This window comes from Streptomyces sp. NBC_00012 (genome assembly GCF_045040875.1).
Classification (GTDB): domain Bacteria; phylum Actinomycetota; class Actinomycetes; order Streptomycetales; family Streptomycetaceae; genus Streptomyces.
Map to the genome: position 1 here is coordinate 1,751,474 of NZ_CP108309.1, position 11,642 is coordinate 1,763,115.

10 protein-coding genes are annotated in these 11,642 nt (G+C 69.6%); 3 read left to right on the forward strand and 7 right to left on the reverse strand.

Annotation, left to right across the window (positions count from 1 at the left end):
* Positions 1-30: 30 nt before the first annotated feature.
* Positions 31-1,443: an aminopeptidase P family protein gene (locus tag OHA19_RS08230; RefSeq protein WP_405718065.1), complete on the reverse strand. Its 1,413-nt coding sequence runs from the start codon at positions 1,441-1,443 to the stop codon at positions 31-33.
* Between the two features lie 214 nt (positions 1,444-1,657).
* Here OHA19_RS08230 and OHA19_RS08235 point away from each other — a divergent pair, with 214 nt between their 5' ends.
* Complete coding sequence (locus tag OHA19_RS08235) at positions 1,658-2,641, forward strand: LuxR family transcriptional regulator (RefSeq protein WP_405718063.1); 984 nt, start codon at positions 1,658-1,660, stop codon at positions 2,639-2,641.
* A gap of 224 nt (positions 2,642-2,865) precedes the next feature.
* Here the strand turns inward: OHA19_RS08235 and OHA19_RS08240 are convergent, their stop codons facing one another.
* The 6 genes from OHA19_RS08240 to OHA19_RS08265 all read right to left on the reverse strand — a co-directional run bounded on the left by OHA19_RS08240 (position 2,866) and on the right by OHA19_RS08265 (position 9,432).
* Positions 2,866-3,534, reverse strand: coding sequence for an RBBP9/YdeN family alpha/beta hydrolase (locus tag OHA19_RS08240; protein WP_405749788.1), 669 nt, complete (start codon positions 3,532-3,534; stop codon positions 2,866-2,868).
* The gene (locus tag OHA19_RS08245; protein WP_405718058.1) at positions 3,531-4,862 is read right to left on the reverse strand and encodes an MFS transporter; all 1,332 of its coding nucleotides are present in this window, start codon (positions 4,860-4,862) and stop codon (positions 3,531-3,533) included. Before OHA19_RS08245 ends, OHA19_RS08240 begins: the two co-directional genes overlap by 4 nt.
* 30 nt (positions 4,863-4,892) lie before the next feature.
* Positions 4,893-5,810, reverse strand: a complete 918-nt coding sequence (locus OHA19_RS08250; protein ID WP_405749790.1) for a TauD/TfdA dioxygenase family protein — start codon at positions 5,808-5,810, stop codon at positions 4,893-4,895.
* An 85-nt stretch (positions 5,811-5,895) separates the two neighbouring features.
* Positions 5,896-6,867 (reverse strand): quinone oxidoreductase family protein, encoded by a 972-nt coding sequence (locus OHA19_RS08255; RefSeq protein ID WP_405718053.1) that lies wholly within the window; start codon positions 6,865-6,867, stop codon positions 5,896-5,898.
* 105 nt (positions 6,868-6,972) lie between these two features.
* Entirely contained in the window at positions 6,973-8,031 is a 1,059-nt protein-coding gene (locus tag OHA19_RS08260) for a 3-keto-5-aminohexanoate cleavage protein (protein ID WP_405749791.1), read from the reverse strand.
* A 378-nt stretch (positions 8,032-8,409) separates the two neighbouring features.
* Positions 8,410-9,432, reverse strand: a complete 1,023-nt coding sequence (locus OHA19_RS08265; RefSeq protein ID WP_405718049.1) for an AraC family transcriptional regulator ligand-binding domain-containing protein — start codon at positions 9,430-9,432, stop codon at positions 8,410-8,412.
* 403 nt (positions 9,433-9,835) lie between these two features.
* Between OHA19_RS08265 and OHA19_RS08270 the strand changes: the two genes are divergently transcribed.
* Both OHA19_RS08270 and OHA19_RS08275 read left to right on the forward strand, forming a co-directional pair.
* Entirely contained in the window at positions 9,836-10,009 is a 174-nt protein-coding gene (locus OHA19_RS08270; RefSeq protein ID WP_405718047.1) for a hypothetical protein, read from the forward strand.
* 81 nt (positions 10,010-10,090) lie between these two features.
* Positions 10,091-11,596: a long-chain-fatty-acid--CoA ligase gene (locus OHA19_RS08275; protein WP_405718045.1), complete on the forward strand. Its 1,506-nt coding sequence runs from the start codon at positions 10,091-10,093 to the stop codon at positions 11,594-11,596.
* Positions 11,597-11,642: the final 46 nt, after the last annotated feature.

The window sequence follows — 11,642 nt, forward strand, 5'->3', positions numbered from 1 at the left end:
GTCACGACGCCGGGCCCCGCGTGGGTGCGCTCAACCCGCGAACCGGGCCATCCACTCCTCGACCTCGTCCGCCGACCGCGGCAGGCCGGCCGACAGGTTCTCGTGGCCGTCATCGGTGACGACCAGGTCGTCCTCGATCCGGACGCCGATGCCGCGCCACTCCTCGGGCACGGTGAGGTCGTCCGGCTGGAAGTACAGGCCGGGCTCGACGGTGAGCACCATGCCCGGCTCCAGCACGCCGCCGACGTACTCCTCGTTCCGGGCGTGCGCACAGTCGTGGACGTCCAGACCGAGCATGTGGCCGGTGCCGGCCATCGTGAAGCGGCGCTGGAGGCCGAGCTCGTACGCGCGCTCGGCGGGGCCTTCGATGAAGCCCCACTCGACCAGCCGTTCCGCCAGGTGGCGCTGGGACGCCTCGTGGAAGTCCCGGTACGCGGCGCCCGGCTTGACGGCCGCCATGCCGGCTTCCTGGGCCTCGTACACCGCGTCGTAGACCTTGCGCTGCACGGGGGAGAAGGTGCCGCTGATCGGCAGGGTGCGGGTGACGTCGGCGGTGTAGAGGCTGTGCGTCTCCACGCCCGCGTCGAACAGGAGCAGCTCCCCCGGGCGCACCGGGCCGTCGTTGTCCGTCCAGTGCATGATCGTGGCGTGCTCGCCCGCGGCGCAGATCGAGCCGTAGCCGACCGCGTTGCCCTCAAGACGCGCGCGGCGGAAGAACGTGCCCTCGATCCATCGCTCGGACGACGCGATCGCGGTGGAGAGCTCACCGATCACATCGGTGAATCCGCGCACCGTGGAGTCCACGGCCTTGCGGAGCTCGGCGATCTCCCAGTCGTCCTTGACGAGGCGGAGGTCGCTGAGCGCCTCCTCGAGTTCGTCGTCGCGTTCCTCGTCGGTGGTGACCGCGGCCTCCAGGGACGGGTCGACGCCCCGGACGATCCGGGTCGGCGCGCCGGAGGCGGCGGCCAGGTCGGCGGCCGCGGTGCGCACGTCCCGGCAGGGCAGGCCGAGCACGAGCTCCGACTCGGCCAGGGAGCGGCGCCGGCCCATCCACAGCTCGGCCGTGGCACCGGTCCAGAACTCGTCGTTGTTCCTGCTGTCCCGCGGCAGCTGGTAGCAGTAGGCGTCATGGCCGCCGTCCGCCCGGGGTTCGAGGACGAGAGCGCCGTCCCGGGCCTGGTCTCCGGTCATGTGCACATAGCCCGAGTGCGGACGGAACGGGTAGGTGTCGTCGTTCGAACGGGTCTTGAGGTTCCCGGAGGGGATCACGAGGCGCTCGCCCGGGAAGCGCGCGGACAGCGCGGTACGGCGACGGGCCGCGTACGGCGCCTGCTCGTCGAGCCGCAGGTCGTGCCGCTCGGTGTCCGCCCAGCCCGTCCGCATCAGAGCGGACAGCTCCTCGGAGATCTCTGAGTAGAGACCGTTCTTTCGCCCCTTGGCCACGGCGTACACCTTCCTCTGGTCGGGTTCCTCGATGGCGAGGGGAGGAGCGGGGCCGTACGGGCCGGCTCGCTCCCGGTGCCGCTCGGCACTCTCGCCGCCGCCGGTCGTCGGCGGCTCCAGGACGCTATCCCGCGCCGTCCATGTGTGGTGCCGGACAGTGCCAGTGGCACGGATCGGCCACATCCGTCGACCGGAGGCGTCGATAATGGGGCATATGACGAACGTGCGACTCGGTGAGGCGCTCCGGCTGCTGGGCATCGGCCAAGAGGCGAGCCGGGTGTATCTGGCACTGCTCGACCTGGCCCCCGCTCCGCTGAGTGCGATCGCCGCCGCGGCCGGTCTGGACGGCTCGGAGCTGGCCGACGCTTACGGGGCACTGGTCGACGCCGGTCTGGCCAGTGCCGCCGAGGAGGGCGCGGACGTGGTGGCCCCGGTTCCGCCGGCCGCCGGCCTGGAGATCCTCGCCCGGCACCGTGCGGCCGAGGTCGAGGAGTCGCGCATCACCGTCGGGGGCGCGTTCGAGTCGTTCCGGCGGCAGCGGCTGGCCGCGTACAACGACGATCTCGTCGAGGTCGTCACGGGCGAGGCCATCGGCCCCAGGATGCGTCACGCCTGGGCGAGCGCCCGCGACCAGATCCGGCAGCTCGAGTCACCGCCGTACTTCCTCCTGCCCGAAGCCACGGACGACGCGCTGGCCACTCTCGCCAGAGGGGTGACACAGCGGGTCGTGTACTCGCGGAAGTCGCTGGAGCATCCGGGCCGCCTGGCGGAGGCCATCGAACCGTGCATCAAGGCCGGCGAGCAGGCCCGGGTCCTGCCGTCGGTGCCGGTCAAGCTCGTGATCATCGACGAGGCGTACGCACTTGTGTCGTTGTCGATCCAGGAGGCGGACGTACACAACACCATGCTGATCGTGCAGCCGTGCGGGCTGCTCTCCGCACTCATGGCACTGTTCGAGCAGTCCTGGCACAACGCCCTGCCGTTCCACGGCCGCACCACTCGGCCTGGCGGCCTGCAGCCCGCCGACCGCCGGCTGCTGTGGCTCCTCGCGGGCGGCGCGGGCGACGATGTGATCGCCCGTGAGCTGGGCATCAGCCGCCGCACGCTCTTCCGCCGTCTCCAGATCCTGATGGCCCGGCTGGGCGCCGCGAACCGCTTCCAGATGGCCCTGCAGGCACAGCGCAACGGCTGGCTGTGATCCGACCGGCCACATCGAGGCCGATGCGTTTCCAACAGACTTGCGGCGTACGGCACTTGAGGCCATCGGTCGACTTCCTCTCAGCCCACGCGACCGGTACATCGTGGACGCCGACGGCAACCGGTTCCAGCTCAGGTCCGCCGACCGGCACGGTGCGCAGGGCTCGTGGAACGGATCTTCGCAGGGCCGGCTCGCCACCGACGAGTACGCGGCGGGCACCGCCTTCACCGGCGCGTGGGCCAGGAAACAGGTCGGTCCCGGTGTTCATCAGCGCCTCCGGAGGCGGGGTCGTGCGGGTGGGGCCGGGCGTCGGCGGGCACGTCGGACAGCGCTCGGCCGAGCTCGCGCACGAACTCCTGCGCCCGAGGCCAATCGCCGTGGCCTGATGCGGGGTTGAGGTGCCCGACCGGGCCGAGGTCCACGAGACGGCTCCCCCACGCCCGGGCGAGATCGGCGACGCGGTCGAAATCGGCCAGGGGGTCGTCGGTGCTCGCCGCAACGATGCTGGGGAAGGGCAGGGTCGTCCGCGGCACGGGCAGCCAGCCGTTCTCACGCAGGACCTCCGGCGTGGGGTAGCCCTCGGGCAGCGGCGTGGCGAAGTCCGGTGGCGTCGCCAACAGCGCGCCCTCGATCGGACGCCGGTGTCGTCGCGCCCATTGTGCGACGGTCATGACTCCGGCGCTGTGGGCCACGACGACGACCGGACCGGGAATGTCCGACAGCACTTCGTCCAGGGCGGTGACCTGGGCACCGCAGCTCAGCCTGCCGCTCGTCAGGGGTGGAACGGTTCGGGCGCCGGCGATCCTGCCGGCGAGGACGGTCTGCCAGTGATCCGGCACATGATCGCGCAGGCCGGGGACGATGACGACCGTCGGTGATGCGGTGGGACTCATGCCGATGGCTCCGGTTTCGTGAGGGTCACGGCGGGAAGCAGGGCCGCGCGGCGCAGATCGTTCTCGTAGCGGAGCTTGCCGATGGCGAAGGCCGCGCCACTCAGGACCGCGACGAGAGGGACCAGGCGCAGGGCGCCGAGCAACCCCATGCGGTCCGCCAGCATGCCCGTCACCGCGGGCCCCGGGGCGAGCCCGAGCAGGCTGTTCGCCAGGGTGAGCGTGGCCATGGCCGTCGCCGCGACCGCGGCGGGGGTCAGATTCGCCACCATGGCGGCCGCCGGGCCGGCCGTGGCGTTGGACAGCAGGGTCCCGGCGCCGATCAGCAACAGCTGCGGCGGGCCGGCGGACAGTTGGAATCCGGCCGTCAGCAGCACGAGCGAACCGAGACTGCAGATGATCGCGACGGTCCACTTCCGGGCGCCGGCCCTCCTGCTGAGGCGGTCGGTGACGAACCCGCTGAGGATCATGCCTACCCCGGTGATCAGTGCGAATGCGCCTGCCACCACGCCCGCCTTCGCGGTGGGCATGCCGTAGTAGCGGTTGAGGAAGCTGGGCATCCAGGCGAGCAGGGCCATCGCGATGAACATCTGCAGTCCGCTGCCGATGTAGGCGCAGAGCACGGAGACCGAGGAGAACAGCCGCGGCAACAGGGTCCGGACCGGGGCCCGTTCGCCGGATGAGCCGCTGCTGCCGCCGGCAGCGGATCCCAGTCGCTTCTCCGTGACCACAGTCCCGTAGACCGCGGCCATGACCAGTCCGGCGATCCCCATGACGCCGAACGCCCAGCGCCAGCCGAGGTGCTGGGCGACGACGCCGCCGATCGACACGCCCAGCACGGATCCGAAGGCGCCTCCCGCGATGAACGCGCCGGACAGTGTGGCCCGCAGGGTTACGGGAAAGACGCTGAGGACCACCGCGATGCCGACACTCCCGTAGGCCGCCTCGCCGACACCGACCAGGAACCGTCCCAGGAACATCTGGCCGTAGCTCGCGGCGACGGCGCAGCCCAGGGTCGCCAGGCTCCACACCGTCGCGGCGATGACCAGGCTCCTGACCCGGCCCCAGCGGTCCGCCAGGAGCGACAGCGGGAAGGTGAGCACGCCCACCATCAGGGCCACGATGCCGCTGAGCGAACCCAGTTGGGCGTCGGCGAGCAGCCACTCCGCCTTCAGCAGGGGAAAGACCGCGTTGAGGACCTGCCGCGACATGTAGTCGATCAACAGGAGCCCGAAACTCAGCGCGAAGACCAGCCGGGCGTACCCGCGGGACACGGTCGGCTTGGGGTGAGACGTGCCGGACACTGCCGTGCCGGCGGTGTGAACTCCCATCGGCGTCACCTTCTCGTCTCCGGTCGGGGCTCAGAAGGGCCTGTCGCCGACGATTCCGGCGCGCTCCATCTTGCGGACGGCGGGCCAGTAGTCCTGGACCGCGTAGTGCTGTGTGGAGCGGTTGTCCCAGATGGCGAAACTGTTCCTCCGCCAGCGCCAGCGCACCTGGTACTCGGGGACGGCCGCCTGGCTGACCAGGTAGTTCAGGAGGTTGTTCGCCCCGGGGGCGTGGTCCTGGCCGAAGCGCACGTTCTCGGGGGTATGGAAGTTGACGAAGTGGGTGGTGAAGGCGTTGACGAAGAGGATCTGCTCGCCGGTCTCCGGGTGGGTGCGTACCACCGGGTGCTCCGGGTCCGGGTACCGGGCCTTCAGCTGGTGGCGCTGTTCCATGGGCATGACGGCGCCGAAGGTCGCCTCGATGCTGTGCCGTGCGCGCAGACCCGCGATCTGCGTCCGGATGTGCTCCGGCAGCCTGCTGTAGGCCTCGGCCATGTTGACCCAGACGGTGTCCCCGCCGACCTCGGGCGTTTCCACACAGCGCAGCACGGCCCCCATGGGCGGGCACTCGCGCCAGGTCCCGTCGCAGTGGAGCGCGTTCTCGTAGTGCTCGGGCTTGCTGTCCAGCTCCTTGTGGATGCGGACCAGTCCCGGGTGGTCGGGGTCGCTGCCGGCCACGGGGTGGTCCTCCAGCGGACCGAAGCGCGAGGCGATGGCGACGTGCTCGGCGCGTGTGATGTCCTGGTCCCGCAGGAAAAGGACCTTGTACTTCAGCAGCAGTTCCCTGAACTCGGCGAACAGATCGTCGTCGCGCGAGGCGTCCGCGAGGTTCACGCCGAAGACTTCTGCGCCGATGGTGCAGGTCAGCGGCTCGGCCTTGATCGATGTGCGGAGGACGCCCGGGCGCACCAGAGCGGGCGCGGATTCCTTCGGGTGGACTCTTTGAGGCATGTGTTCACTCCTGGGGTGAGGTGCGAGGCACAGCGTGTTCGAAGGTGCCGGGCACGGCGTTCTCGAAGTGCTTGGCACGGAGTGTTCAGAGGACGAAGACGGAGGATCCCGTGGTCCGTCCCGCTTCCAGATCGCGGTGTGCCTGTACCGCGTCCTGGAGGGAGTAGCGCTGATTGATCTGGATCCTGATCCGTCCGGATGCGACGTGCCCGAACAGTTCGCCTGCCAGGGCGTCCCGCTCCGCGGGTTCCGCGATGTAGTCGGCCAGCGCGGGCCGGGTCACGAACAGGGATCCGTGGACGGCGAGTTGCATGGCGTCGAGGGGCGGCACACCGGAGGCCGTGCCGAAGCACACCAGCAGACCGCGGCGCTGGAGCGAGGCCATGGATCCGGCGACGGTGTCCTTGCCGATGCTGTCGAGGACGACGGGAACCCCGGCGCCGGCGGTCAGTTCCCGCACCCGCTCGGCCACGTCCTCGCGACGGTAGTGGATGATGTGGTCGCAGCCGTTGGCGCGGGCGATCTCGGCCTTCTCCTCGCTGGAGACCGTGCCGATCACGTTGATTCCGAGCAGTTTCGCCCACTGGCAGACGATCAGGCCGACGCCCCCCGCCGCCGCGTGGAGCAGCACGGTGTCGCCGGGCTTCAGCGGATGGATCCGGCGCAGCAGGTAGGCGGAGGTGAGGCCGCGCATGGTCATCGCGGCTGCGGTCTCGCAGCTGATGCCGTCCGGCAGCTTGATCAGCGACCCCGCGGGCATGACCCGCTCGGTGCTGTAGGCCCCCAGCGGGCTGCCGGTGTAGGTGACGTTGTCGCCCTCGGCGACATGTGTCACTCCCTCGCCCACTGCCTCGACCACACCGGCGGCCTCGACGCCGAGCCCGGCGGGCAGCGGAGCCGGGTACAGGCCGGACCGGAAATAGGTGTCGGCGAAGTTGAGTCCGACGGCGACGTGCCGGATCCGTACTTCGCCCGGGCCGGGGTCGCCTACGGTGACCTCCTCCCACCGCATGACTTCGGGGCCGCCGGTCTCATGGAAGCGAATGGCGTGTGCCACGGGTTGCTCCGTTCGCTCGTGTGTGGGTACGGCGGTCGCGGCCCGGCCCGGATCGGCCGGGACGGCTACGGGGTCGGCCCCGGGACTGCCGCTGGTGGGGGTGGGTCAGCTCTTGACGTCGCGCAGCATGGATCCGCGCCGGCCGGGGCGGCGGTTGGGCACCATGCCGAGCCGGGCCAGGGTCTCGTCGGTGTCCGAGTACCACTCGCCGAGCCGGTAGATCTGCTTCGCTTCCTGCCCGGTGGCGATTTCCCGGCCGAGCGCGTCGGCGATCCGGACCATCTGCTCGACCTGCTTCACGGAGGACATCCGCTCGCCCTTGCGGCGCCAGAGGTTGTCCTCGTTGCCCACCCGGACGTGCGTGCCCAGGGCGATGCCGATCGCGTTCATCGGCGCCACCGCGCGCATGGACGCCTCGATGCTGAGCACGGCGCCGTCCGGGACGCGTCGGATGAACTCGATCAGGTCGGCCGGGTGCCGGCCGGCGAACCCGCCGCCGATGGCCACGTAGTTGAGCACCAGCGGCCCGCTGTAGATGCCCTTGCGGATCAGCCGCTCCACGGTCTCCAGCTGTGCCATGTTGGCGAGTTGGAAGTGCGGCTGGACGCCGTAGGCGCGCAGGCGCTCCAGGTGCTCCAGGTAGAAGTCCGGTCCTGCCTCGACCACCATGTCCCGGTAGGCCTTGTAGTACGCTGGCTTGGCCATCGAGGTGCCCTCGATGTCCTCGTCGTCGAAGAGCTCGACGATGTTCATCTGGTTGGTGTTGATCGCGATCGTCACCTGGTCCGGGCTGGGGTTGATCTCCGCCAGCAGGTGGCGGGTGTCGTAGCTCAGCCACTTGGCGTCGGCGCCCTCGTCCTCGGGGGCGAAGGAGATCGACCCGCCGACCTGGAGGATCATGTCCGGCACGGCTTCGCGCAGCCGGGCCATCAGCTCGTTGAACATGGACATGCGCTTGGAGCCATGGCCGTCCAGCTCGCGCACATGGATGTGGAGTGCCGTGGCGCCGGCGTTGTAGCAGTCGACCGCCGCCTGCACATGCTCATCCATGGTGAGCGGGAGGTCGTCGGCGTCACCGGGCAGCCACTCCGGCCCGTAGGGGGCCGCCTGGATCACCAGCTTCTCCTGGTTCTCCGGATAGAGGGAATCGTCGAGGAAGTGCACGGTCCATCTCCTTTGTCGGACGGGGCTTCACTCGCCGCGCGCATCACAGCCCGCGACGCGAGACCCGAAAGGCGTGGCGAGGGGCGGGGTGAGATCGCGGACGGGGTTGCCGGGCCCGCTGGGGCGGCTCGGATTCGATCAGCGAGTCCGGAAGGGGGCTCACAGCCGGGAGCAGGGTTCCTGCTCGTCCTTGCGGGGGCCGTCGGTATCCCCTGCGGTAATGCAACGTTAAGGGCGGGTTACCTGCCGCGCTTTCCTCTGGGTGACAGCCGACTTACCACTTGGGGACAGGACTTGACCCGCCGGCCTCGCCCCGGCCCGGGCGGGGCAGGACGGGGCGGCGGGCCGCTCCGATGTCCGGCTCCCGAGCGCCGGTGTTCACTCCTCGCCGGAGTGCTGCTGCCTGGCCCGCCCGATGCGCCACTCCCTCGGGCTGCTGCCGAACTGCTCACGGAACCAGCGCGAGAAGCCGCTCGGTCCGGAGAATCCCAGCAGCCCGGAGATCTCCGTCAGCGAGCGGCGCGGGTTCGCCACGAGCTGCTCCGCGAGCTCGGTACGCGTCGCGTTGAGGAGGGAGGAGAACGTCTCGCCCGAACCCGCCAGGTGGCGGTGGACGGTTCTCCGGTCGACGCCGAGGCTGGATGCGACCTGCTCGATCGAACAGCGCCCGCTCGGCAGCAGGACTTCTATCAGCTCGCGTACACGGTCCGGCACGGTCGTGTCCCGTGAGACCGCGATGGACTCGAAATACTGCCGCGCGTAGTTCCGGAGCAGCGGGTCCGACATCGCATTGGGAGTGTCCAGGTCGCCCGCATAGAAAACAATTCCGGTGAATTCCCGATCGAATTCCACGGCCCGGCCGAATATACGTCGGTGGGTACTGAGATCCTTGGGAGCGCCGTGCGTGAAACATACGGAGACCGGCTGCCACCGGGCGCCGAGGAAAGTGCGGAGGACTCCATGGAAGGCGCCCACGGCCAGTTCCTTGGCCTGCCGGGCCTCCATTGCCTCACCCAGCTCCAGCCCCACCTTGAGGGTGGCCAGGCCGTTCGCCTCGGAGACTCGGCTACGGAGCATCTCGTTGTACATGTAGTCATGGCGCATGAGCAGCCCGAGTGCGCTGCGGACATCGGGTTCCTCCCGGATGACCAGGCTGATGGGCCCGAGGTTGGCGAAGCGGCGGCGCTCGGCGAGGAGCAGTCCGAAGTCCTCACGGTGCGAGGCCGCCGCCGAGAGTTCGAGCAGCTGAGCCACTGCCACGCCGGAGATCCATCTGTCCTGGACCGCGAGGCCCACGGGGTCCAGCCCCACGCTCTTCATCAGCGCCTGCGGATCGATGCCGAGGGACCGGCTGACCTCGACGTAGCTGTTCAGCGCCGCATTGCGGACCAGTGGCTTCAAGGGCGCACTCCAAGGCTCTGTCCCGAAATGGTAAGTACGATGTCACGTCAAGTAAAGCGATGCGCCAGGCCGTGACCTAGCGTTGCACCACCGCGATGGAGGCCGCCTCCCGGATTCGGCGTCCCGGCCGATCGGAAATCCAGCGGAGAACACCATGGCAAACACTCCGACCGTTGACCAGCCCTCTGGAAAATCGACAGGGAATCCTATGCATATGAACAGCTCTCGACGGAATTACCTGATTGGGATTCACAGGATTCTTCCGCACAGAAAGGAGAAGGGTTCTGGCCGGACGGATGGACGACCCGAGTGAGGCCGCCATGGCGAACGTGGACAACGTGCTGCACCGGGCCTGCGAAGGGCCGGCCGCGTGGCAGGGTCCGGATCTGCTGAACTCCAACGAGTGGGTCCTGCGGCTGTCGCCGTCGCGACCGGCGAACTCGATACGGCGCCGCGGTCGGTACGTGAGCGCGGCCTTCCGCTCCTGAAGGTGACCGCCGACGACTTTCCGTTGCCGGCCCTGGCCGGTGAACTGGCCGGACTCACCGATGAATTGGAGAACGGCTCGTTGACGTGATCGCGACGCAGTACCCGGCGGGCCGCCGCGGCTCCCGCGGCCATCGGTGACGTCACCAGCTCAGATCGAAGGGGAAGCCGAATGAACAACCTCGCCTCACTCCTGGTGGAATCCGCCTCGGCCGATGGCGGTCGCATCGCCGTCCGCCAGGACGGGATCGCCCTCACTTATGCCCAACTCGACGACGTGAGCGGCCGGTTCGCCAACCTGTTGCGGGACAGGGGCATTCGGCCGGGCGATCGCGTGGCGTTGGTCATGCCCAACGTCCCCTGGTTCCCCGTCGCGTACTACGGCATCCTCCGCGCGGGCGCCGTTGTGGTTCCGATGAACCCGCTGCTGAAAGCCCGTGAAATCGAGTTCACCCTCCGGGACTCCGGATCCCGCATCGTGGTGGCGTCCCCGCTGTTCGCCGACGAGGCCGCGACGGCCGCCGCTTCGGCCGGGGCCGAATGCCTGGTCACGGACCCGACGGCGTTCGACCTCCTGATGCGGGCCACCGATCCGATGCCCGGCATCGTCGACCGGGCCGCGGACGACCCCGCTGTGATCCTCTACACCTCGGGAACGACGGGGATCCCGAAGGGCGCCGGACTGACCCACCGCAATCTGCTGACCAACGCGCTCACCACGGTCGAGACGCTGATCCGCGTCGGGCCGGACGACGTACTGTTCGGCGGCCTGCCACTGTTCCACGCCTTCGGGCAGACCTGTGCCCTCAACACGGCCGTCGCCGCGGGCGCCGCCCTGACCCTGCTGCCGCGATTCGATCCGGCGAAGGCGCTGGAGGTCATGCACCGGGACGGGGCCACCGTCTTCCTGGGCGTCCCCACGATGTACACGGCCCTGCTCCAGGCCGGGATCCCCGACGGCCATGACCTCTCACGGCTGCGCCTGGCCGTTTCCGGCGGCGCCTCCCTGCCGGTCGAAGTGCTCCACGGATTCGAGCGGGAATTCGGCGCCACCGTGCTGGAGGGCTATGGACTCTCGGAGACCTCTCCGGTCGCCGCGTTCAGCCCGCCGGACCGGCCACGCAAGGCCGGCTCGATCGGGCTGCCCATCCGCGGGGTGGAACTGAGGCTCGTCGCGGACGACGGCACCACGGTCGGCCCGGGCGAGGTCGGTGAGATCGCGATCCGCGGCGAGAACATCATGAAGGGCTACTGGAACCGCCCCGGAGCGACCGCGGAAGCCGTCCGGGACGGGTGGTTCCACAGCGGCGATCTCGCCCGGGCCGACGAAGACGGCTACTACTTCATCGTCGACCGGAAGAAGGACCTCATCATCCGTGGCGGATACAACGTCTACCCGCGCGAGATCGAGGAGGTGCTGTACGGGCACCCTGCCGTCGCCGAGGCGGCGGTGGTCGGCGTGCCCCACCGGACGCACGGGGAGGAGGTGGCCGCCGTGGTGATGCTCCGGGACGGTGAACGGGCCACGGCCGATCAGTTGCGGGACTACGTCAGACAGCGCGTGGCCGCCTACAAGTACCCCCGGATCATCACGTTCACCGACGGGCTCCCCAAGGGCGCCACGGGCAAGATCCTCAAGCGCGAGATCGTCCTCCGGCACCAGGGGTCCGAGGACTGAACCGACCCGAACCGGACCGGTCCGGTTCGACGGCCGGGGCCCGGAG

What these genes read in the sequence shown, in the direction of transcription:
- OHA19_RS08235 (WP_405718063.1), top strand. Translation starts at nt 1,658, where the DNA reads ATGACGAACGTGCGACTCGGTGAGGCGCTCCGGCTGCTGGGCATCGGC.
- OHA19_RS08240 (WP_405749788.1), bottom strand. Translation starts at nt 3,534, where the DNA reads ATGAGTCCCACCGCATCACCGACGGTCGTCATCGTCCCCGGCCTGCGC.
- OHA19_RS08245 (WP_405718058.1), bottom strand. Translation starts at nt 4,862, where the DNA reads ATGGGAGTTCACACCGCCGGCACGGCAGTGTCCGGCACGTCTCACCCC.
- OHA19_RS08250 (WP_405749790.1), bottom strand. Translation starts at nt 5,810, where the DNA reads ATGCCTCAAAGAGTCCACCCGAAGGAATCCGCGCCCGCTCTGGTGCGC.
- OHA19_RS08275 (WP_405718045.1), top strand. Translation starts at nt 10,091, where the DNA reads ATGAACAACCTCGCCTCACTCCTGGTGGAATCCGCCTCGGCCGATGGC.